Origin of the sequence: Bacillus sp. SIMBA_026 (assembly GCF_046535335.1) — a bacterium.
In the GTDB taxonomy this organism is placed as follows: domain Bacteria; phylum Bacillota; class Bacilli; order Bacillales; family Bacillaceae; genus Bacillus; species Bacillus velezensis.
The window spans coordinates 12,621-35,274 of the sequence record NZ_JAWRWX010000002.1 but is presented as its reverse complement, the minus strand read 5'-3'; the positions used below and the strand labels follow the sequence as shown (position 1 = coordinate 35,274).

28 protein-coding genes and 1 pseudogene are annotated in these 22,654 nt (G+C 48.4%); 27 read left to right on the top strand and 2 right to left on the bottom strand.

All coding sequences use genetic code 11. The features are described 5' to 3' along the window. Nucleotides 1–12: 12 nt before the first annotated feature. The 25 genes and pseudogenes from SB847_RS10790 (at nucleotide 13) to SB847_RS10665 (ending at nucleotide 20,457) form a co-directional block, all read left to right on the top strand. Entirely contained in the window at nucleotides 13–444 is a 432-nt protein-coding gene (locus SB847_RS10790) for a phBC6A51 family helix-turn-helix protein (RefSeq protein WP_046341194.1), read from the top strand. Nucleotides 445–446: 2 nt separating this feature from the next. Next, a complete protein-coding gene (locus tag SB847_RS10785) occupies nucleotides 447–2,078 on the top strand; it encodes a phage portal protein (RefSeq protein ID WP_410577729.1) in 1,632 nt (543 codons plus the stop codon). Further along, entirely contained in the window at nucleotides 2,078–2,902 is an 825-nt protein-coding gene (locus SB847_RS10780) for a phage minor capsid protein (protein ID WP_410577727.1), read from the top strand. Before SB847_RS10785 ends, SB847_RS10780 begins: the two co-directional genes overlap by 1 nt. A gap of 90 nt (nucleotides 2,903–2,992) precedes the next feature. Next, nucleotides 2,993–3,664: a phage scaffolding protein gene (locus SB847_RS10775; protein ID WP_326253980.1), complete on the top strand. Its 672-nt coding sequence runs from the start codon at nucleotides 2,993–2,995 to the stop codon at nucleotides 3,662–3,664. Between the two features lie 11 nt (nucleotides 3,665–3,675). Further along, nucleotides 3,676–4,779 (top strand): SU10 major capsid protein, encoded by a 1,104-nt coding sequence (locus SB847_RS10770; protein ID WP_410577725.1) that lies wholly within the window; start codon nucleotides 3,676–3,678, stop codon nucleotides 4,777–4,779. Between the two features lie 50 nt (nucleotides 4,780–4,829). Continuing rightward, nucleotides 4,830–5,066 (top strand): hypothetical protein, encoded by a 237-nt coding sequence (locus tag SB847_RS10765; protein WP_410577723.1) that lies wholly within the window; start codon nucleotides 4,830–4,832, stop codon nucleotides 5,064–5,066. 2 nt (nucleotides 5,067–5,068) lie between these two features. Further along, nucleotides 5,069–5,287 carry a hypothetical protein gene (locus tag SB847_RS10760; protein WP_410577721.1) on the top strand — a complete coding sequence of 73 codons (219 nt, stop codon included), beginning with the start codon at nucleotides 5,069–5,071 and terminating at the stop codon, nucleotides 5,285–5,287. Nucleotides 5,288–5,300: 13 nt separating this feature from the next. Then, nucleotides 5,301–5,687: a hypothetical protein gene (locus tag SB847_RS10755; RefSeq protein WP_014470943.1), complete on the top strand. Its 387-nt coding sequence runs from the start codon at nucleotides 5,301–5,303 to the stop codon at nucleotides 5,685–5,687. After that, nucleotides 5,688–6,023, top strand: coding sequence for a hypothetical protein (locus SB847_RS10750; protein WP_164971744.1), 336 nt, complete (start codon nucleotides 5,688–5,690; stop codon nucleotides 6,021–6,023). Next, nucleotides 6,020–6,427: a hypothetical protein gene (locus SB847_RS10745; RefSeq protein WP_410577718.1), complete on the top strand. Its 408-nt coding sequence runs from the start codon at nucleotides 6,020–6,022 to the stop codon at nucleotides 6,425–6,427. Before SB847_RS10750 ends, SB847_RS10745 begins: the two co-directional genes overlap by 4 nt. A gap of 6 nt (nucleotides 6,428–6,433) precedes the next feature. Continuing rightward, nucleotides 6,434–6,823: a minor capsid protein gene (locus tag SB847_RS10740; protein ID WP_033575287.1), complete on the top strand. Its 390-nt coding sequence runs from the start codon at nucleotides 6,434–6,436 to the stop codon at nucleotides 6,821–6,823. Between the two features lie 24 nt (nucleotides 6,824–6,847). Beyond that, nucleotides 6,848–7,402 carry a hypothetical protein gene (locus SB847_RS10735; RefSeq protein WP_029973260.1) on the top strand — a complete coding sequence of 185 codons (555 nt, stop codon included), beginning with the start codon at nucleotides 6,848–6,850 and terminating at the stop codon, nucleotides 7,400–7,402. Nucleotides 7,403–7,460: 58 nt separating this feature from the next. After that, nucleotides 7,461–7,832, top strand: coding sequence for a hypothetical protein (locus SB847_RS10730; RefSeq protein ID WP_082998414.1), 372 nt, complete (start codon nucleotides 7,461–7,463; stop codon nucleotides 7,830–7,832). A 95-nt stretch (nucleotides 7,833–7,927) separates the two neighbouring features. Next, entirely contained in the window at nucleotides 7,928–8,164 is a 237-nt protein-coding gene (locus tag SB847_RS10725; protein ID WP_410577716.1) for a hypothetical protein, read from the top strand. Further along, nucleotides 8,165–10,966, top strand: coding sequence for a phage tail tape measure protein (locus SB847_RS10720; protein ID WP_410577714.1), 2,802 nt, complete (start codon nucleotides 8,165–8,167; stop codon nucleotides 10,964–10,966). Between the two features lie 3 nt (nucleotides 10,967–10,969). Then, nucleotides 10,970–12,394 (top strand): glucosaminidase domain-containing protein, encoded by a 1,425-nt coding sequence (locus tag SB847_RS10715; RefSeq protein WP_410577713.1) that lies wholly within the window; start codon nucleotides 10,970–10,972, stop codon nucleotides 12,392–12,394. Nucleotides 12,395–12,405: 11 nt separating this feature from the next. Then, nucleotides 12,406–13,806, top strand: a complete 1,401-nt coding sequence (locus SB847_RS10710) for a phage tail protein (RefSeq protein ID WP_410577711.1) — start codon at nucleotides 12,406–12,408, stop codon at nucleotides 13,804–13,806. Nucleotides 13,807–13,820: 14 nt separating this feature from the next. Continuing rightward, entirely contained in the window at nucleotides 13,821–16,385 is a 2,565-nt protein-coding gene (locus SB847_RS10705) for a peptidase G2 autoproteolytic cleavage domain-containing protein (RefSeq protein WP_410577709.1), read from the top strand. A 12-nt stretch (nucleotides 16,386–16,397) separates the two neighbouring features. Continuing rightward, a pseudogene (locus SB847_RS22560) lies at nucleotides 16,398–17,117 on the top strand (phage baseplate upper protein); the annotation flags it as partial. Between the two features lie 878 nt (nucleotides 17,118–17,995). Next, the gene (locus tag SB847_RS10690) at nucleotides 17,996–18,265 is read left to right on the top strand and encodes a hypothetical protein (protein ID WP_014470931.1); all 270 of its coding nucleotides are present in this window, start codon (nucleotides 17,996–17,998) and stop codon (nucleotides 18,263–18,265) included. Then, nucleotides 18,266–18,454: an XkdX family protein gene (locus SB847_RS10685; RefSeq protein ID WP_014470930.1), complete on the top strand. Its 189-nt coding sequence runs from the start codon at nucleotides 18,266–18,268 to the stop codon at nucleotides 18,452–18,454. A 3-nt stretch (nucleotides 18,455–18,457) separates the two neighbouring features. Further along, nucleotides 18,458–18,667, top strand: a complete 210-nt coding sequence (locus SB847_RS10680; protein WP_013351581.1) for a BhlA/UviB family holin-like peptide — start codon at nucleotides 18,458–18,460, stop codon at nucleotides 18,665–18,667. 81 nt (nucleotides 18,668–18,748) lie between these two features. Continuing rightward, complete coding sequence (locus tag SB847_RS10675) at nucleotides 18,749–19,687, top strand: N-acetylmuramoyl-L-alanine amidase (RefSeq protein WP_410577706.1); 939 nt, start codon at nucleotides 18,749–18,751, stop codon at nucleotides 19,685–19,687. A 20-nt stretch (nucleotides 19,688–19,707) separates the two neighbouring features. After that, complete coding sequence (locus SB847_RS10670; protein ID WP_013351583.1) at nucleotides 19,708–19,965, top strand: holin; 258 nt, start codon at nucleotides 19,708–19,710, stop codon at nucleotides 19,963–19,965. Nucleotides 19,966–20,091: 126 nt separating this feature from the next. Then, complete coding sequence (locus SB847_RS10665; protein ID WP_285979728.1) at nucleotides 20,092–20,457, top strand: hypothetical protein; 366 nt, start codon at nucleotides 20,092–20,094, stop codon at nucleotides 20,455–20,457. 15 nt (nucleotides 20,458–20,472) lie between these two features. On the opposite strand, the gene SB847_RS10660 is transcribed toward SB847_RS10665, so the two are convergent. Both SB847_RS10660 and SB847_RS10655 read right to left on the bottom strand, forming a co-directional pair. Further along, on the bottom strand, nucleotides 20,473–20,808 hold the full coding sequence (locus SB847_RS10660; protein WP_285979727.1) for a YolD-like family protein: 336 nt from the start codon (nucleotides 20,806–20,808) through the stop codon (nucleotides 20,473–20,475). Between the two features lie 45 nt (nucleotides 20,809–20,853). Continuing rightward, nucleotides 20,854–21,066, bottom strand: coding sequence for a helix-turn-helix domain-containing protein (locus tag SB847_RS10655; protein WP_029973246.1), 213 nt, complete (start codon nucleotides 21,064–21,066; stop codon nucleotides 20,854–20,856). 159 nt (nucleotides 21,067–21,225) lie between these two features. On the opposite strand from SB847_RS10655, the gene SB847_RS10650 reads away from it, so the two are divergent. Together SB847_RS10650 and SB847_RS10645 are read left to right on the top strand one after the other, a co-directional pair. Next, complete coding sequence (locus SB847_RS10650) at nucleotides 21,226–22,017, top strand: helix-turn-helix domain-containing protein (protein ID WP_410577702.1); 792 nt, start codon at nucleotides 21,226–21,228, stop codon at nucleotides 22,015–22,017. Nucleotides 22,018–22,313: 296 nt separating this feature from the next. After that, complete coding sequence (locus SB847_RS10645) at nucleotides 22,314–22,634, top strand: hypothetical protein (RefSeq protein WP_410577700.1); 321 nt, start codon at nucleotides 22,314–22,316, stop codon at nucleotides 22,632–22,634. Nucleotides 22,635–22,654 lie beyond the last annotated feature (20 nt).

Sequence of the window (22,654 nt, the reverse complement as noted above, 5' to 3'; positions counted from 1 at the left end):
GGAGGCGATAAAATGTCGCGGATGAAAGAGCTGGAAGCAAAACTAACGCTTCAGCAACGTAAGGCAGCGCAAGTCGTTGCGAGTAATGAAGTCACGCCCGAAGACGGGAACAAACGAAGTCAGGACGCGCTGGCCGAAGAAATCGGTGTAAGTCGTATGACGCTCTATCGATGGCGGTTTCAAAATCCGATATTCATCGAATACATGAACCTATTAGCGGACGACATGCTTTCCGGGCACCGGTCCGAAGTATACGGACAGCTCCTAAAGCTGATAAAAGGACCGCAGCCTTCAGTTAAAGCTATCGACTTGTTCATGCGTCGTCACGGATTGTTGACCGATCGTCAGATAACGACCAATGAAGCTGACGGAGGCGCCCGAAGCAACGAAGATATCGAGAAGGAACTCGAAGAACTGGCTGACATTATCGGAGAGGAGGAATAGCGTTGGGGTTTTTCAACTTACTAAAGAAACACGACCAGCCTTCGGATGAATACACAGTCAAAAAGACATACAGTATCATTCGGGAAGGCGCGCAATTTCCTCCGGATGATTCAATCGAGAGGTTGGCGAAGTATAAGCGTATGCGTAAGCTCTTCGAAGGAAAGCACCGAGACGTGTACGAAAGGGCTACGGACATATTAAAAGATTCGCCACAATCGAAACAGCTCGAAAAGCTCTACATTGCGGTTAATCTGGCGGACATACTCGTCACCAAGCCCGCGGATATGCTCGTCGGAGAGCCTGTTCATTTTGAGAGCGGGCTGGATGACACTAGCAAAGAGCAAACAGCGCTCAACAGATACGTAGAAGAAAACGACCTCAACCAACTGCTGCACGAGAGCGCCATGTCGAACGGATATCGCGGTGACGCGTGGATTAAAGTGCGGTTTGGTTATCAACAAGACTATTCCGAGCTCGTCGCGATGGGCTTAGAGGTTCCGGAAGACGCGAAAATGGAGGCCGTTGTTGAGCACGTTAATGCAAATTGCGTTTTCCCTGAGTTTTCGGCAGGAAACGTTAAGCAGATCAAAGCGGTCAATATAGCCCAAGTTGAATGGGTAGAGACGGAACAGACGGAAATTCCTTTCCTAAACGTAGAGCGCCATATACCGGGCCATATCTTCTATGCGCGATACAGACTATACCAGAACGGCGTCGATGTTTCCGGTGGCGCCCCAATCAGCGTTTTCAATGTAGGCGAAGAGGTGCCGACGGGTCGCGAAGAAGACCACGAAGAAACATTCCTCCCGCACATCCCAGTCTTTCACATCCCATACAAGTCTATCGATGACAGTTATTTCGGTATTGGCGGATTGGAGAAGATTGAAACGGTATTCGCAGCGATCAACGATCGGCTTGTTCAGATCGATTATATTCTTTGGAAACACAGTGATCCTACAGCGTATGGTCCGGATTTAGAGGCGACTAACGGAGCCGTCCAGTTTGGAGGCAAATACATCCCGGTAAATAAAGACGACCCAACGCCCGGATATATGGTGTGGCAGGCGCAGCTTGACGCCGCGTTCAAACAGCTCGACTTGCTATTGAGTATTGTCTTTCAGATGTCTGAAACTCCACAATGGCTTTTCGGAACAACAATGTCCGGAGATAATTCTGGTGGTACCGGGACTTCGCATACAGACGGCGCGGCGATAAAGGCTCGATTCATGCCTATACTTTCGAAAATAAAACGTATTCGCGCCCATTACGATAAAGCAATACGCGATGCCCTTTGGACGTGTATGCTGCTCGAAAAAGCAGTCGGGGTCATTGATGTTGAAAATGCGGTTTATCCGCGGGCTATTTGGAGCGACGGACTTCCGAAGAATGAAAAAGAGCTCGCTGAGATTATGCAAATCCGTACAGGCGGCAAGCCTACGATTGATGTTCGCGGAGCCATTAAACAGCAGGACGATGTGGACGACGAGAAAGCTGACGAAATCATTCGCCGCATTGAAGAAGACGAAAAAACGACGAGCGGTTTTGTTGACGGGGCGATTTTCAACAAGGAAGAACCGGAAAAGAACCCTTCGGACGAGGATAAAGAGGAAATCGCAGAGGAGGGCGATAGTTAATGCCTCGTTCTCCTGAGCCTCAATACGATTATCAGACGAATCGACTTGCCGGGTATTATCAGGAAGCGGTACGAGACATCTTGGCGGAGCTTGAACGAATTGACCTCGATAATTTTCGAAGGGCTAACGCGTTGGCGACCTTGAAATCTATTAGCGAGATCCTCAGCGATTTAGACGAAAAATCTTCCGCATGGGTCAAAAAGAATGTTCCGAAGGCGGCCACCGATGGTATTGCGCGTGCACTGGTCGCTCTGGACGTAGCAAAGACGGTGGCGGACGCGGAAAAGGTCGTTGCTTTTAACGAGGTAAACGAGTACATGGTTGCGGCTGCTGTAGCGGATACGCAGTCGGATTTACTAGCGATTACGCAAAACGTCGATAGGAAGACGCGAGCAGCCGTGAGGAAAGCCGTGTCGGATTCGATGCGTCTTAATATGACCAAAGGGACGAACGGACGGCGGAGCATAACGGATATGGTGCGCAAGTCTCTTTGGGCTTCGGTGAATACCGGCATTATTGACGCGAGGGGAAATCGATGGAAGCCGGAAGTGTATGCGGACATGGTCGTCCGTACAAAAATGATGGAAATCTACCGGGAAGCCCATACGAATGAGGCGGTAAGTCGTGGCGCATATTATGCGCAAATTTCGTCGCACGGAGCGAAGGATCTATGCCGTCTCCACGAGGGACAAATCATTAAGCTGACTGACGATGCTCCCGGCAATTATCCGACATATGACGAACTCAAAGCGACCGGGGAGATATTTCACCCGCGTTGTAAGCACGTAATTTCTACAATAAGAAACCCATCAAGCGCCGTGTAGCGCTTTTTTATTTTGTCCGAACGTTATGACGTTAAAAGAAACGGCTGCATCACTCAATAGCCGACGGGCTTTAAGCGGTGGAGGGACTGTATGAGCGAAGAACTTAAAGAAACGCAAACAAGCGAGGTTACCGATCAAACTACGGCTGAGGTGCCGGAAAATAAACCTGAAGTGCAGACGGTGACTATGACGCAAGAGGAATTTAACGCTGTAATTGCTCGCGAAAAGGGGCGCGTTAAGAACAAGTACGCTGACTATGACGAAGTGAAGGCGAAACTCAGCGACTACGAAAAAGCCCAGAAAGAACGCGAAGAGGCGGAAATGACCGAGCTGGAAAAGCTTACGAAACAGCTCGACGAAAAGGCCGAAGCTGAAGCCGCCTTCGTAAAGCAGATCGAAGATTTAAAAGCGGCTGCTGAACAGGAAAAAGTGGCGAACGAATTTATCAAGGTTGCTACGAGCAACGGCATCGCCTACATTGACGACGCTTTACGTCTGGCTGACCTATCCGCGGTAAAGGTTGAGGACGGAAAAGTAATCGGCATGGAGGACGTTGTAAAGGGGCTCGTTGACAATAAACCATACTTGGTTGCGAAACAGCAAACGCTGAAGCCGATCGGCCAACCCTCTAATAGCGGAGGAGACGGAGACGGCGGAGAAATCAAGACGTTAGAAGCGCAGCTAAGCGAAGCAAGGAAAGAAAAGAATTTTTCGAAGGTTATCGAGCTTTCAAACAAATTGAAATCACTTTTGAAGAAGTAGGGGGAAAATAAATGTTAACTAGTTACGATTTTAAAGATCAGGTACGGCAGCTTGATGCGGGGATTGAACTTATTATTCAGGATGAACCAACGTTGCTTGGTCTGATCGGCTTAAACGGAGAGGCACTTTATCAGACTAAATTCGAGTGGATGTCTGACCGACTGAACTCAAACCTCGCGACTGTTAAATCGGTAGCGGAAGACGGAAAAATTACTGTGGCGGAAGATGACGGGGAGAAGTTCCGTAAAGATGCCATCGTTGTTATTGGCGAAGAGTATCTGAAAGTCACAAACGTGTCCAACGATGTGCTGACGGTTGTTCGCGGATTTGACGGAACAGTTCAAGAGGAAATCAAGGCGGGCTCTGAGCTGCGCATCGTTTCCCGTCCGCAAAATGAAGGCGCTGGTGTCGGTATCGATGAAGGTCATGACCGTTATGTAGATTACAACTTCACGCAAATTATCGAAAGGTATGCTGCTGTATCAAAAACCCAACAAGCGGTCCGCACACACAATGTGACGAGTGAGCTTGACTACCAAGTAAAGCTACGTCTTAAAGAGATGGCGCGGGAATTTAACGACTGGTTGATCTATGGCCGCAGAATTGACGGTAAGCCTCGTACAACGGGTGGTCTTCTACACTTCGCTAGCTTGAAAAATGCTACTAGAGCTAACTTAAAAGGCGAAGAGGTTGGAGCTAAGGCAATTAACGATGTTATGGAACAAGTTTATTTAAGAGGCGGATCTGCTAACACGATTCTCACCAATACTGCGGGAGCTCGTCAAATTTCAAAATTGGCGAAAGATACTATCCGCACAGAGAGAACGGACACAGTTACAGGCCACAGAGTGAGCACCTTTGTTTCTGACATGGTAGGCGGAGGCGAGGCGACTGTAATCGTCGATCCAAACTTCCCTAAGAACAAAATCGCTTTGTTTGACCGTAACATTCTCTCTCTGCATCCATTGAGCGAGCGCTCTGTCTACGACGAGGATGCCACAGTTCCGGGAGCTGACTTTGTTGCGCGCCAGATCCGTGGCGAATACGGAATCAAGATCAAAAACGCGAACGAAAAAATCGCCATCCTCGAAAATATCTCGACAACTGTATCTTAAAGACAATCGACGGGCTTCGGCCCGTCTTTTAATTTGAAAGGAGGCCAACAATGGCAATTACAGATGATCAGAAACGGAGATTAAATGAATCTATGCCAGTCGCCAACGATCTAAAGCTCGGTGACATCATTCAGGAGTTACAAGAAAGCGGTGGGACTGCCGGACCAAAAGGCGATCCCGGTCCGAAAGGCGACCCAGGACCAAAAGGAGCGGACGGGTTCGGTACCAAGGCGCAGTATGACGACATCATCGCGCGGATTAAAGCGTTAGAGGGAGCTGGCTCGTAATAATGGCCGTCTATAAGGCTTCTCCGTTTTATTCCGTAGGCACCGACCAGACGATTGTTTTCGACCACAAAGGCGTTTATGAAACCGATGTGCCTGCCGAAATCAAGCAGTTGAATGCATTATGTCCGCGATGGATTAGCTGTATTTCGTCAGACGATGAGACGGAAAAGGCGGAGGCTAAGGCGCCGAAAAAGCCTGCACGTAAGTCCTCCGGAAAATAAGGGGGCTGTGCGTATGGCTTTAAGCGTAGAAGCTGCAAACGAATATATTAACCGAATGACAATCGATAACGAGGATTGGAACGACTATGACGACGCAAAGCAGCAGCGTGTACTAAACGTAGCTGAGGACGTCTTGGCTCGAAAATTTCGTAAGTACGTCATTCCTGACGACGCAGTTTACGAGTTTACGAATGTGCTTGCGACTGCTTATAACGATACGAACCGCCTGAATAAGCATGGCATCGCGTCTTACTCAATCACCGGCGTCGGGTCGTTTACGTATAAGGAAACGCTTCGAGCTGACGATGAGTCTCTCATACCGAAAAAGACAATCGACTTGATCGAAGAAGCGAACGACGTAAAACTTAGCGGCCGGACCGTAAAAGCGACGGTGATGTAATTGGCGATCATACCGATGCGTCAGACCGTGACCGTTACTCGTGCTTCAGATGATATAGACGTGTGGGGAAACCCTGTGAGCGTCAAGCCGTTCGAAATTAAGTGCCGAATCGACGAAGGATCTACTATTGCGAATTCACGTTCCTCCGGCGTTGTGAAGAGCGAGGAAGTCGTAGCTACGGCGCGCATCTTGGTCGATAAATTAGCCGACATCAGGTATACGGATACACTCGCATTCACGAACGAGCTAGGCGAAACCATTGAGCGTAAGCCGAAGGAAATAAACGTGAAGCGGCAAGTCAGTGGTAAGCCGATTCTGACCGAGGTAATCGTATGAGTTTTACGTTGGATGCTGGCGATTTTCTATCGTTGTTGGATAGCCGAGAGGCAGCCGTTGAGCAGGCATCAAAGACAGCGATGCATGACAACACGGATGACCTCGCTAGACTTGCGCAAAATATCGCCCCGATTGACAAAGCTACGCTCCGTCGCGGCATGAAGAAGAAGGTTACGTTAAAGCGCGATAGTCTGATTGGTGAAGTATCGTTCCGGGCCGTCGACAAGGGCTTTAACTATGCGTTATGGACTCACGAAGCGGAATACAATCTCGGACCGAATTCGGCAAGTGCCGGCGGCATGAGCGGCTATCCGGTCGGTAACAAATATCTGGAACGTCCGCTGAAAGGTGAATCGCAGAAATACATTAATCACGTAGCAGACGCGGTGAGAAGGGAGTTGTGATAATCGTTGAAGATAACCGAATTAATCTCGTTTATACAGTCGCGGGTTGACGGCGTTTATTACGCGAACGGATTCCCGCGGAATGCGGCAGATGAATGTACTTATGTACGATTTACAGGCGGATTTCCTCCGTCTCAATGGACCGGAAAGAGTCAGCCGTCGTTTCAAATAATCGTACGAGGAAAGGCGCGGGGCGACGCGGACTGCGAAGAGAAAGCGTATCAGCTTCAGGAAGCGTTAACGAATCTCCGTGAAGTGTTTATCGGTAATAGCTCAATCGTTGTTATCCGCGCGGCCAATTCGGTGCCGTTATTTATCGGATACGACGATAATGATCGTCCTCAATACTCGTTAAATTTCGATTGTGTAGTGCGCCCCGACCGGGCGCTTTTTTAATGCAAAAATAAAGGAGGAAAACGGATGGCTGGAATTAAAACGATTCAAGTTCCTATCGGCCCCGCAATCGTCGAATACGGCGAGGGTAAGGATATGGTGACGTTTGACATCACGAAGGGCGGCATCGTTTTTAAGGCGCAGATGTCTAAGCAGGATACAACGGTCGACCAATACGGTGACTCGATCGTAGGCTCACGGACAAAGGGTGGAACTTGCGAATGTACCGTACCGTTTGCGATCTATGATTTAGAAAAGATTCATAAGGCGGTGCCGAACAGTAAGTACGTGTCTGACGGAGACAAAAAGAAGCTAGTAGTCAGCGGTAAAGCCGGATATGACTTACTGAAGGATGCGAAGCCTTTACGAATTAAGCCGACAGATCCGGAAGCGACGGCCAACGACTGGCTCACGATTCCATTAGCTGGTGCGTCGACTGACATCGAATATACGTATGATTCCGATAATGAGAGGATCGCTAACCTAACGTTTACCGGTTATCCGGACACGATGGGAGACGGCGATCTTTTTATTATGGGCGACGAAACGGCAGGGACCTCTTCCGGAACCGGTAGCGAATAACAAACGAAAGGCATCGTCGAGGGGCGGTGTCTTTTTTAATTAACGAAAGGAGAGTCGCATGAACATTTTCAAAAAGAAACAGGAGACTGATTCGATCCAGCTCGGTAAGTATCCGGTCGAGGTTGCGAAACTTACTCCGGCCAAATGGAAACAGCTTTTCGCGGCACTCGATAAAATTCCATTTCTCGTTCTGGAAGTCTTTAGCGCGCCTAAAACGGATTTCTACTCGTATTTAGTAAGCGCGATTGAGGTCGGTATGGATGAGATCGTCGAGATTACAGCATTATTGAGCGGCGTAGATGCCGAGTACATTCGAGAAGAAGTCGGTACGGACGAAATCATCGAGTACATCACGCTCACTGTTAAAAAGAACCGTCTCGACTCGCAAGCAAAAAACGTGAAGAGCCTTCTTCCGAAACTCGAAAAGTAGACGAAGAGGGCGATCCATATACGATTGACGATTATCTAATCGAAGCGGCTATCAGTTTAGGTGTCACGCAGCATCAGATAGAAAACGAGTTTTATATGGTAGACATACCGAAATTTGTACGCGCCAAGACGAAGCAAGGCGCGGTAAGGCGGATAGAAGACATTCGCGTACTTCTTGCGACGAATAACCGGGCGAGTGAGGACGATGAGTATAAACAGCTCATGAATACGTTGATTCGGGCGGCAGGACTTCACCCTGAAGTGAAATTCGACCGTGAGAAATTCGAACAACTACGGGCTTTACAGGGGAATTTTCGGAAAGGAGGTAAATAGATGGCCGGAACAACAGTCGGAGAAATCCGGGCGCGTCTCGTATTAGACATGGCGGACTGGTCCCGTCGATCTCAGCAAGCTCGAAACGATATGGATCAAATGGGCCGTTCATCTGCGAATCTCTCGAAACAAATGGGCCTCATCCAAAAGGCTTCGCTTGCGGTCGGAGGCGCAGTCGTAGCCGGCATCGGCGTTTCCGTTAAGAAAGCGGCTGACTTCGAAGAGGCCATGTCGCGAGTTAAAGCGATCAGCGGCGCGACCGGTCAGGACTTCGAAGATCTGAAGAATATTGCGGCTAAGATGGGCGCCGAAACAAAATATACCGCAGTCGAGGCGGCCGAGGGTCTTCAATACCTTGCGATGGCGGGCTTCAGCGTAAAAGCGCAAGTCGGATCGTTGCCGGCCGTGCTTAACTTGGCTGCGGCTTCAGGCGAAGGACTCGGCCGTTCAGCGGATATCGTTTCGAATATCATGACCGGCTTCGGTATTAAAGCGGAAGACTCCGGACATGCCGTTGACGTACTCGTAAAAGCGATGACGACGGCCAATACGGATCTGCCGCAATTAGGCGATGCAATGAAATTCGTCGCCCCTGTCGCGCACTCTCTCGGATACTCCATCGAAGATACTGCGACAGCCGTTGCGAAGATGTCAGACGCCGGTATTCAGGGATCGATGGCGGGTACGGCGCTTCGTGCGTCACTCTTGCACCTTACGAATCCGGTAGGCCAGTCGGCAAAGGCGATGAAAAAGTACGGCATCGAAGTAAAGGACGCGCACGGAAACCTAAAGCCGATACCGGAACTCGTCGGCCATATTTCGAAGCAGTTCGAAGGGATGACGTCAGCGCAGAAAACGGCAGCGGCGGCACAGCTCGTCGGAGTAGAAGCGGCTTCCGGATTCGTTACGCTTTTAGGCGTCGGAGAAAAGGGACTGCGCAATTATTCAAAGACGCTGAAGGAAGCCGGCGGGACTGCGGACAAAGTAGCGAAAACGCAGATGGATAACCTCAAAGGGTCATTCGAACAGTTTACGTCTGCGCTTGACGGCCTCGGAATTGCGATCGGTAACGAGTTTTTACCTACTTTCCGAAAAATTGTCGAAACTGGTACGAAAGTAGTCGAGTTCCTTAGCGAACTGAATCCGGGAATCATTACGACGGGCCTCGAAATGGCGGGCGCGGCGGCAGCGGTGGCGCTAGTTGCGTCTTCTATGATGAAACTCGGAATCGCAGTGCGCGGTTTGTTCGTTGCGATGGGACCGGCCGGATGGGTGATCACCGGGCTCTCTTTATTAGCGGGAGCACTTGTCGGGGTGAAAGCGGGATACGATCAGATGAACACCGTTAGTTTAGAGGCAGCCGAGTCGAAGCAGAAGGAAATAGACTCTATCAGCAGCTTAACGAAAGAGTTCGATAAACTTCAAAATAAAACGAAGCTGACTGCCGATGAATTCGTTTACTATCTCGATTTGAATGATCGAATTAAAACGGAGACGGATGCCAATTCCATTAAACGGATGAAGGAAGAACAGGAAGAACTGCGAAAAAAATCAGGTCTTACAAATGAGGAATTTAATCGCTACTTAGATTTAAACGATAAGGTTATCGCAAAAGCTCCGGACACTGCGGCCGCAATCAGCGAGCAAGGCAATGCCGCAGCAAAGAACACGGACGCATTAAAGCGTCTTAACAAAGAAAAAGCCGAGGAACTCCGGCTGGAACTGGAAACCCAAAGGGCTAAAGCTGAGGCCAATATGTCTAAATATATAGCCGAAGAAGCACGACTAAAAGAAAAAGTTAATGCGTTGACGAGAGAGCGATCCGATTTAGAGCAACAGGTATCTGATCAATTACAAGTTGTGGCAGCTAAAGAGAGCGAATTGGCGGCAGCTAAAGAGGCTAAAGATACAGCACGGGTGGCAATAGCTGAAAATGAGCTCAACTTAGAGCAAACAAAGTTGCAGAGATTACGAGAACAGTTTTCTACAAATATGGAAAACCTGAGCTCTAAGAATCAAGAGCTCCAAAAGACCCGTGAGAATATCAATCAGCTAGATGTCGTTAATCAGAAAATGATCGACCTTGAGCTCCGTCAAGTTGGATTAAACGCCAAAAAGGGCGAAGGCGTGAGAGTGATCGATAAGGAGATTGGACGCTTACAAGATGCGAAGGCGAACCTTAAAAATGTTACGAATGTTGCCGATCGTAAAACGGATGAGTACCGGAAGTCTGTTAAAGCGATTGACGACGAGATCGCAAACCTTCGTACTGCAAGAGGTCGGGTCGCGGATATTACGTCAGAAGCCCAAAGAATGAACGCTGCTCTAAGTAAGGACATCACGAAACGCATCACGACAATTACATCGGATGTTTCTATGAAGACGGAGCGTGCCGTAAGTCGTGGAAAAGGGAACGAAGGTACTTACCACACTGGCGGCGTCATCGGCCTCGGTCAGATCAACAAACTTCACATCGGCGGTCTAGCGTCTCAATTCGCTAATCCGATGAGTCACGAAGTCGATATCCGGGCCCTGCGTAACGAAATGGTGCTTACTGAAGCGCAACAGGCGAATCTTATGCGAATAATAGACGCAGGGCATACGTCAGGGCTCGGAGGAGAATCCGGCTTATCATCGGATATGCTGCGCGCGCTCAGTTCGATTGAGCAGGCGATTAAGACGAAGGGCGGCGCTCCCATCGTGATGGATAGTGAAGTTGTTGGCCGTATTGTAGAGCCGCACATCAGTCGCATTCAGCAGGACGGATATGATTTAGAACGGATGAGAGACGGGAGGTGGTAGCGTTTGAGTAATACAGATTTTATAAAGAAAATTGCCCCGGATGCGCAGAAGATATTTGTAAATTATAAAATCCTCGCAAGCCTTGTAATCGCGCAGGGATGCCTCGAAAGTGCGTACGGAACCAGCGGTCTCGCCGTTAACGGAAAGAACCTTTTCGGAGTGAAGGGCGAATATAACGGAAAATACGTCATCATGAAAACGTGGGAAGTAATCAACGGAAGGAACGTTCAGGTTGACGCCAAGTTCCGAAAGTACCCGACGTGGTATGAGTCGATGCAAGACCTTGCGAAGCTTTACGTAAACGGCGTCAGTTGGGACCCAAACCATTATAAGGCGGTCGTAGGTGAGAAGAATTACAAAAAAGCGACTGCTGCGCTGGTAGACGCCGGTTATGCAACGGACCCGTCTTACGCGTCAAAGCTTAACAGAATTATTGAAACGTATAGTCTAACGAAGTACGACACCGCCCCGTCTCCGTCGAATCCGTCCACTCCTTCTACGCCGGACACAAACAACCCGGCTCCGGTTGTCGTTGAAGAGCCGGAGGTATCTATCGACGTTTTTTCAAGCGTTTATACAACACCTCCATCCGGTGTCCCTATTACGGATAGCAACTTCCGGATACTTTACAAGGACGGCCGCATAATCGATATGGCTCGCGATTTATCGGTCCTTGTAAGGAGCTTCAAAATTGCTTCGCCCACTCCCGATATCGATTACGAAACGATTCCGGGAAGGGACGGCTTAGTTCGAGTAGGAAAAAATTTCGGAGCCCGAACGCTGACTGCCGAATGTCTTTTGCTCGGAGCAGATGACGTTGATTTTCATTTATTACAAGCGGAACTCTTTCACGCACTTCATCGCGAGGAGGAGTTCTTTTTAGTTTCGGAAGCGACGCCGAAAAAGCGATGGCGAGTCGAGCTGAGCGCATCATTCACGCCTGACAGAATCGGCAGCTTCGGCGACTTTACGCTAACTTTCCAAAGCGCCTCGACTTATTGCGAATCAGTCGGCACCACACTGGATGCGTTTACGTTTGATGCGAACAAATGGCAGATAGGCGAAGGGTTGACGGACGATATTCCTTCGTACAAACACAAGACGAAGACTTTTCGTATTTTCAATGCGGGAGCCGTCCGACTAGATCCGCGATACATGTCTTTAAAAATTACGTATAAAGGCGCGTCTGACAAATTGTCGATCAAAAATAGAACGACGGGCGATCTATGGACGTTTTCGGGCAAATCTACCGCGAAGGAAGCGATTCAAATTTCCGGGGTTACCGCGAAAAAGGGGAACGTTAGCATTTTCGGGCAGACAAATTTCGGGCTTATCACGCTTGAGCCCGGATGGAATGAATTCGAATTAAGCGGAGCGAGCGGGGATTTTGAGATTGCGTTTGATTTCAGATTCCACTATTACGCGTAGGGAGGTGCGCCATGTCGAGTCTGCTTGTAAAAAATCTCGCTAATCAAGTCGAAGCATTAACGGACTTCAACGTAACGAAGAAAGATGAAATTGAGAACGGTAGGTCTATTGACGTAACGGTTTGGGAGACGGACAGAAACGCGCACTCTTTCCCGTTAATTCAAAATGAAGGTTCCCTTTTTTATGAAGACGAGGAATTCGTCATTAGGAAAACGCGGTATGTTCCTATTAGCGGCAAGAGACTGAAGGTCGATGTCACGGCCTTGCAACGTTCCTTTTCGGATCTCGGTGAGAATTACGTATACGAAACATCCGGGAAAAAGAAAAAACTTTACATCGAGGATATGCTGGACATCGCATTAAAGGGTTCCGGGTATTCTTACGAGGTTTTACCGGAAGGGCTAGGTGATTCGTTTGAAGTGGAGGATTTTGGAAACGGATACTCCCTCGGATTACTAAGCGATATAAAGGAAAAGTATTCGGCTGAATATGAGTGCATTGGGAAGAAAGTCTATTTCGCGAAGGAGATAGCGCGAGACACAGACTACATCATCCGTGACCGTGTAAATGTAAAAGACTCTTCTCAGGAAATAGACACCTCTTCTATAAAAACGTACATTAAAGGATTCGGAAAGAAGGACGAAAAGACAGGAAAATACGCGGTGGAAGCTGAGTACACAAGTCCATTAGCTTCAGTCTATGGGATCAAACATGCAAATCCCGTATTTGATGACTCGTACACAGCAAAGGATGAGGGAAAGCTCGAAAAACGGTTAGAAAAAGAACTGACCGATAAAATTGAAATCTCTATCAGCCTTACGTATATAGAGGTTAAACAATTAAACATGCAGGATATTCGCAAAGGCGATTATGTATGGTGCGTATTAGAGCCCTTTGATTTGAAGACGAAGCTGCGTGTAGTCAGTGTGGAGACTTATTCAGATCCTAAAAAGTCTCCGGTTTTTACTTTCGGTAAGGTTCGGGCAAATATCAAAAAAACAACTGCTAAATTAGGGCGGGGACAAAGCTCCGTATCCAAGCTTATCGACACGTCGACCGGAAAGGTGAAAGGCAGCGCCATAAGCGGAAACATAACCATCGGAAAAGACGCGATTTACGAAGATGGCTACGATCCGACAAAGCTGACGATTCCTACGTACGGCCGGGCAAACGCAACCACTGACGGTCTTATGAGTTCGTCGGACTACGTGAAGCTGGCGAGTATCGTATTAGGGCCCGACGGTCAAGTTTCTGTCTCGCTGGCTACCGAAACGACTGACGGCTTAATGAGCGCAGCCGACTTCGCAAAGCTGAAGCGCATCAAGGTCGGTACGGCTACGGTGGATATATCAACACTTTCGCAACAGCTCGAATCTATAAACAAGCGCCTGACCGCGCTGGAGAATAAATAACGAGGAGGAATACAATGCCGAAATTTCCGTACAGAAAGGCCGGGGCAGCGTGGGACCGTGTTTTTCGTAACGACCACAACCAAAACCTCGATGATATTGCGGACGATATTAAAGGATCATATACGGAACTGGCCGCACATAAGAACGCGAAAACCGCCCACACGTCGGAGCAAATCGACCATGGCGGTTTTTCTTTGCGCACATATATCGACGGCCTGTATAACCGTATTAGGAATCTGATCCTTAACGCGGATGGTACAAATGTAAAAGAGGTCGTTGACGCTCGTGTAGACGCGGAAGGAAACATCGCGCCTTTATTGAAAGAGCGACTCGACAAAGAGTATAACAAGCTTTTACGCAAAATTGAGCGCGATGTAAACGTTGATGACTACGGAGCCGATCCGACTGGTGTTAACGATAGTACAGAAGCGTTTAAAAAGGCGATCGGGAACGGTAAGGTGCGGCTAAATCTATCGGCCGGGACGTATATCGTTAAAGGCGTCAAACTGCCGTCATGGACGTATTTGATCGGCCAAGGTATGGGCGTTACTACGCTGAAGCTGCACGAGGACACGCCGGCGAGCGAATGGGTCATCATTAACGCGGACCCGGCGTCCGGCAACCGGAATATCGTAGTCCAAGGAATGTCCCTCGACTGGAATCCGGATCGTCAAGGCGGCGTGAGTTCAACCGGGGGCATTCATTCAAGCTGCTTAACTTTTGCGCAAGTGAAGTTCGGTATCATCCGGGAGGTCGAAGGTATTAATCCGGGGCTCCATTGTTTCGACATATCGGCGCCTACCTACGATATTACTGCGAAGGATTATACCGCAACAGGTAGTAAGTACGTCTGGATCGATCGGTGCGTCGGCTATGGATACGGTGACGACGGAATCACTACGCACTACAGCGAATATATCTTCATCACCAATAACGTAATGACAAACCCGCGTGGCACAGCCCATCGTAAGGGTGGAGCTAATTCGAACGGTATCGAGGTCGATGACGGATCTAAACACGTATGGCTTCTTGATAACTATACCGAAGGAAATGTCCGCGGCGTAGAGGTGAAGGCACATACGGAGTGGCCGGCGCCGTGTAATGTCCACATTCGCGGACACGAATCTTTTCGGGACGTGCGTTCATTCGACTTGCGGCATATCGGACACCATTTAGCGACTGATCCGTGGAGTGAGACGGCGAGGGACGTAACGCTGATCGACTGTACTGCGCGAGAGCCGATATTCAATTCGCTGTATGACGGACTGGAACCGAAAGCTTTAGTGGTCTCGGCGTACCAACGCGTTAAGATAATCGGTTTTACTGCAATCGGTGATCCGACGTATGACTACAAAGGAAAGTCGATGATTGCCTTTCAATATAAGAGCCGGAAGATAACTGTTACTGGTCTGCAAATTTCCGGTTTTAAAAAGGCCGGCTATGATGTCAATATTACCGGAGGCGATCAGCGCACAGATGACGTCCTCATTTCTGATTTCGTTATCCATGATTCAGCGCAAAATGGTATCGGGATCGGGGGCGGTGTCTATAACGTAAACTTGGAAAACGGAATTCTTCACGTAGCAAGCGGTACGGCCGGCATCACATCGCCGAATACGCAAACAAATATCTTAATGGTTCGGGCGTATGGTTACGAAAGTGCGGCAGTGCTCGGGGGTCAGAAACATTCGGTTGTCCCTAACAACGTGAAAGGCGGTTTCCGTGCTGCTTCTACGTCGGGTCACGTTTTAGACAAAACAAGTGCGGTGATTGCGACCACGGGTGGATGTACAACGAAAGGTCCTAGAAACGTTGTTTTAGGCGCCAGCGGGGGTTCATCCACAACAGCTTCGCGTCAAGCGGTTATAGCGTCAAACAATTCACATACAAAAGGCGACGGGCCATCGAGGGTCGTACTCGCTGCCAACGGGGTTATCAACGATAACGGATACAGCGTCAGAGGGGGCTACGGAAGCGGAAGCGCCTCGACCGGAAATACGAAATGGGAACTCGATTCAACTGGCGGTCATATTCGCGGTACAGGGCGAGTGGAGAGCGTCTCAGATTTCAAAGACTTCGCGGAGTATTTCGAATCTGCTGACGGTCAGAAAATTGATTCTAGCTATCTCGTTGCGCTAGAAGGCGATAAAATACGAAAAGCAGGCGAAGGAGATAAGATACTCGGAGTTGTTTCGGAAACGGCCGGCTTGGTACTCGGAGGCGCAGCGTTCTATTGGAACGATCAGTTCGAAAGGAACGAATTTGGCGGCTTGGTTTACGAAACGGTTATCGATGGCGGCGAAGAGTTAAGCGTTCCAAAATTAAACCCCGACTATGATCCGACTCTTGAATACGTGCCGCGCGACTCTCGGGACGAATGGCATGTCATAGGCCTGATCGGTCAAGTCTTTGTCAGAATTGACGAAACAGTGTCCGTAGGAGATAGCGTATCAGCAATCGAAGGCATCGCAACCAAGGCGGAAAGCGACGGCTATGGGACTGTTATGAGAATCAAATCCCCGTATGATGCGGAAAAAGGCTACGGTGTAGCGCAAATGATCGTTACGCCACAGCACTAAGGAGGTTTTGTAGTGATATACAATAACGCATCACTTGCGTTTGAGGTGACGAGTCGGACAAAAACGAATATAAAAACCGCAATACAGTTCAGCACGCAAGACATCGATACGGCGCGTTTGGTCTTCTCGTTAACAAAGGACGGCGTCCCATTGCCGTTGTCTGCTGTTACCGGGAAGCTCGTTATGTTTATGGCGGACGGAAGCCGGTTCGTAAGAAGCGTAGAGATCACAGATAAAGTCGAAGGGGTTGCGCATTACGTTCTGTCAGCCGAAGAGATCCGACACAGTGGCGATGTGCAGGCGGAACTTTATCTGTATTACGCGAATAAGCAGGCGCTTTCCATCCATAAATTTTCGTTTACCGTCGACAAGGCGCTGATTGATACGGATATCGTACCATTGGCGGAATACTACGTTGATGACTTCGAAGCGTTGCGCCAACAAATCAACGATTTATACGACGAAGTGGTCGAAACAGTCGAAGAGCTGCGCAAGAAGTTCGAAGACCTCGAAAATATTGAAACGAAAGAAGGGGCGCAAGCAAAAGCGGACGCTGCGGAAAAGAATGCGAAGTCCTATACGGACACTCATACGAAAAGGACTGACAATCCGCATAGCGTAACGAAATCGCAAATCGGTCTGGGAAACGTTGAGAATGTGAAGCAGGAGACGCCGGACGGTGCTCAGGCAAAAGCCGACAAGGCCTTAACGGACAGCAAAGCGTACACGGACGAACATACTGCCCGGGCTGACAACCCACACTCAGTAACGAAAGATCAGATCGGGCTTAGTAACGTTGAAAATGTTAGACAGGCCGACTATTATGCGTTTCGCCAACACGACAACAACGGAGAACGTCACACATCAAAAGTTGAGAAGGACAAGTGGAACGGATCGCAGTTGTTTAAATTGACGCAGGATACCGGCGCGGCAAAGTACATGACGGACACCGATTTTAATACGGTGACAGATACCGGCTTCTATTATATGAGCGGCGCAACGACGGCATTGAATGCGCCGGTGAATAACAACGGATATCTTATCGTTAATAATTACAGCACGTACGCGTATCAGGAATACACGTCCTATAGCAGTAACGACTACACGTCTTCGGGCCGGCGGAAATTCATGCGCAATAAGGTCGCGAGTTCGGATTCTTGGACGTCGTGGCGCGAGCTTGAATCGGTAGAAGGGGCACAATCAAAGGTAGATGCCCACGCAAATAGAACGGACATTCACGTCGTACAGGCGGATAAAGATAAGTGGAATAGTCCGTGGATCGCGACGTGGAATAACGTTACTTTAATTAACGGCGCGCAACAAAACGCCAGCTATCCGTTTAAGTTTTCCGTAGCGAATAACGAAATTAAACTGAGAGGCACGTTCGGCTCGCTGCCGGCCGCCGGTACGACGGTAGCGAAATTCACGTATAAGCCGACGCAGCTCGTAGATTTCGTCGTTCCTACGATTGGCTCTTACGGGACGGCCCGATTCGCATTTACGACGGACGGCGAATTACGGTTCGATGGGCTTTCCGCAACCGACTCGGCGAGCGTTACGCGTGTGTCCTTTAATATCGGTATCCCATTATGGTAAAGGAGGAAATCAGAATGCACGTTTTATACTACGACAAAAATTTCGACTATGCTGGCGAAGAAGATATCGATGTAGAAGTGCTGCCGCCAAACAGTACGGACGTATTGCCCGATCCGTCGATCATCTCGCCGCGATTCGATAAGAAGAAAAACGTATGGGTCGAAGCGGCGACGGAGGAATACAAAGAGAGCATTAAGCCCGATCCGCCGGCTCCGAATGAAATCGAGAATCTTCAGAAGCAAATAGCAGATTTATATTATCTTATCGCGACAGGAGGAAACTAAATGACTTGGTATCTCCGTATCAAAAATCTTTATGACGCCGGCCTCTGGACGAAAAAGCAAGTTCACGATACTGTCGGAGCTGGCCGGATAACGCCGGAAGAATACGAGAAAATCACCGGGGATGTTTACGATCCAAACAAGCCTCCTATCGAAGAACCTTCGGAAGAAACAGGCGGACAGGAGGCGTAGTTATTGAACGGCGGCGAATTAGACGTACTCAAATATTTTTTAACGCAGGGACCGTTCGCGGTCCTTTTTACGTGGCTGCTGATTTACGTAATGAAATCGAACAGGGAGCGCGAGTCACGGCTACAGGACTTACTCGATAAGTTTAGCGATAAGTACGACGTCATCATCGACAAGATTGATAGACTCGAAGAGAAATTCCGCGGAAGAGAATAACCGAATAAACGCAACACGCCCGTCAGGTGAGAGTCCCGGCGGGCTTTTTTAATGCGAAAAATACGAAAAGGGGACGATTTAATGGCGATTTCAGTACGTAAGAACCTAGTGTCTGCGAGTAAGTATTCGATTAAGTGTCCGTATTCAATGGATGCGAAGTACATCACGTTCCACAATACGGCCAACGATGCTTCAGCAGACGCAGAGATCCGATATATGATCGGAAACAGCAACGAAGTGTCTTACCATTTCGCAGTAGACGATAAGGAAGTCGTTCAAGGTATTCCAACGGACCGTAACGCATTTCACTGCGGAGATGGTAGCAGCGGAAATTCCGGAAACCGGACGTCTATTGGCGTCGAGGTGTGCTACTCGAAATCCGGCGGTTCTAAGTATGAAGCGGCCGAAAAACTGGCGATCAAATTTATCGCGCAATTACTGAAGGAACGCGGATGGGGCATCGATCGTCTGCGTAAACACCAAGACTGGTCCGGTAAATACTGTCCACATCGTGTGTTAGCGGAAGGCCGTTGGGAATCCGTAAAAGCGGCAATCGCAGCGGAACTCAAAGCACTCGGCGGCAAGTCTTCCGCAAGTAAGCCGGCCAAAAAATCCGGATCGACATACACCGTTAAGAAAGGCGACACTTTGTCCGAAATTTCGGTGAAAACTGGCGTCAGTATGGCGAAGTTACAAGCATATAATGGCATTAAGAATGCGAATAAAATTGCGGTCGGTCAAGTGTTAAAACTGACGGGGGCGTCCGGCTCTTCTAAACCGTCATCCAGCGGCAAAAAATACGTTTACCTTCCGTCGTCTGCCGATTCATGGCGCATCTATCCGACCAACAAAGCACCCGTCAAAGGGAACGAGTGCGGCTTATTGCGTCCTAAGAAATTCGGCGGCCTGAAGTACGAGGTTCTTGGAAATCCGCAAACCGACGTGTACACGATCAAGACGGACCAGTTCGGAAAGGTAAACATCTACGCTGCGAAGTCCACCGGCGCAACAGTAAAGTAAACGATAAGGGAGACGATAATATGGAAGAAGTATTAATTTTCGCGACTATCCTCGCGCCTATCTTAACGGCGCTCGTTCAGCTCGTTAAGAAAACGGTTAAGCTGCCGACGAATATTGTGCCGGCTCTCAGTTTCGTCATCGGCATCGGATTGGGCGCGATTGCCTATCCGTTTACTGACCTCGACTTGGTGCTACGTTTGTGGGCCGGCGGCTTTGCGGGTCTGGCAGCGACGGGTCTTTTTGAAATCGGAACAAAACGAGAGGGAACTACGAAATAGAATAACGGAACTTTTTGCGGGCGCTTGCGTATGAATGCGTAGGTGTCCGTTTACATAACGAACAGGTATTGCGGAAAAAGATGGTCGGATAGTATAATTTAACTACGAATAGGGGAGGCGTGGAATTTGGAGAAGATTACTGTTAAGGCGCTTATGTATTTGAGCGTCATTTGTGTAGTAGCCGGGATTATTGCGGGGTTTGTAGTATACGATAAGGACGTAGCAGAAGATGCAAAAACGAGTAAAAAGGTAAGCGAAGAACTATACGATAATTCTGTCGCTCAAGCGCAATATAAAACGGACAAAGCACTTGCGAACAGTATGCAGTCTTCCGTATTCTTTAGCGTCTTGGCCGGCGTAGTATCCGGCGCTGTGCTTTTCGGACTCGCGATTATTATTCGAATCTTAGATGAAGCGAATAGTAGAGCGCATGAATCAGCGAGTGATCTACGATTAATAAAAAACGATATTCGCGAGCAAACTGCGAAATAATAAACAGCCCCGTCCTTAACCGGATGGGGCATTTTTTACGTTTATGATATCCGCAAACCTCACGAAATTGGTATCGCCCTTGGCGCCCTTCACACGAAATTCCTTCCGTATATGATCCACGTAATGTACTGCGCCGTTAACCTCGCGTATGTATCCGTCGTCATAAATCTCAAACGACAAACCTGCGCCTACCTCCATCGATTGCGCGACCGTCACTTCCATATCCTCGATCTGCTGCGCGTCCAGTTGCGGCTTCTCTACTTTAAGTTTCGCCTCAGCCAATCGCTGAAAGCCTTCGCGTAATTCCGGCAATATAAAACTCGAAGCCCACAGTTTGTTATCGCTAGTCATGCCGAACACCTCCGGCTTTATTATATGCGAATGTGTGTTCGGATATCAATCGGAAATAATTTCTATGATCTCGCTGATGTCGTCGATTTCAAACGTATTCACGATTCGATCCAAGTGTTCGATTGAAATTCGGACCACATGATTACGTGATAATTGAGAGATGGCTGCGGGACGTATTCCGACCTTTTCCGAAAATTCGCCTTGGTTTAGTCCGTGCTTCTCCATTAACTTATCGATACGTAAAACCACTCGTCTCATACGCAACCTCCGTCCATTTTTATTTTATTATAATGCGCAAAACGCTTTTCGTAAATACGTAAAAAAGAAATTTACGCAAAAACGTAATTTAATATTGACTCCCTTATACGTATATGCGTAAAATACGTATTAATAAATATACGTAAAGGCGGAAACGTTATGCATTACTTAGCGGAGCATCAAACGTTCGACTCGACGGCTCAACTTAACGAAACTGTTTACGAACATATCAAGCGCAATACATACGAGCTTAACGATACGGATCGCCAGGCGCTTAAGATGATCGCACGTTACGCGGTTAAGTTTAGCGGGGCAGCGCATCTTAAAGCGGAAACGCTCGCAGGCCTAATCGATAAATCCGTTAAGACGGCGCGGCGGGCGCTGAATAAATTGGCGGGGCTCGGCATCGTAAAGAAGGTCGCTACGACACGGAAGATTAACGGAGGCAAGGGCGCTAATATTATCGTGATTCTACCGGTCGATGACCAGTCGACAATGACCATTCGCGAACAAGCCGAAAAGCCTACGGAATCAACGGCTGAAGCGCCGAAAACGAAAAACGAACCATCGGATTTAATTAAGCGTTCTAAAAACCAAAATAACGTATTAGATACGGCGACTGTGCCGGCTGAAGCGTTAAAAGGCGCGCTGCCTAACGAAATCTATAACGCAATGGCTCGCTACTTTGACGCCGAAGAGATTTATAAATACTACGGAATTCTTTTGCGAGCTAAGGTAAGCGTAGACAGAACGATCAGACTCGAAGATCATGCGGCGCCTTTCGTAGAAGCGTGGCACGCAACGATTATGAAAGCGAAATCGCACGAAATTAGACGTTTCGACGATTACCTATACGCAGGGTTCAGGAAGGCGGCTTGGACGGTTAAGGCGCGGTTAAATCGTGGCGGATCGCTTATGGACCGTTTCAGGCAGGCTTTTGAAACAGCGTAACCCAGTTCGGACTTGCGGCGTAGTGCGTCCGCATCGTATAATTGAATAAGAGACGATTGACTAAACGGTGACTAAACGTTGATACGCTTGACTTTCCGTAATGACTAAACGGTTGACTTATCGGAAAATTAATTACGTAAAGCTGGCAGCGTAGAGGTCAGGGGTTCGAGCCCCCTTGGCTCCATACCTTTAAACCCTTATTCTATAAATAAGGGTTTTTTTGTTTTTTCATCTTCTGAAGCAGCCTCTATGTTCTGCTTCATTTCTAACAACTCAAAATAAAGAAAAGAGAGAAAATGAAAAAGAAAATCTATCTTATATTATCTCTGTCAGCTGCACTGGCGCTTTTTTTGACAGCGCTTCCGCCTCTTTCTCCTGTCATCTTCACGTCTGCTTCAGAAAAAGGAGCCATCAGGCATGACATTTATAAAAAAGGATATCCGTATCAAAGCTACTTTGCGATTCTTCAAAAAGAAGAAGGCGGCGGAGAGGCCGGGAACCTTTATTATGTAAATTGGTTCAATTGGAAAGATGAAACCGGACAGACGCCGCACGTATGTGATTCAAAAAAATCGTCCGAAGGCGAGTACAAAGTAAGCTGCGGAACCGGACCGTAATGATCAAGAGCCCCTCTCCA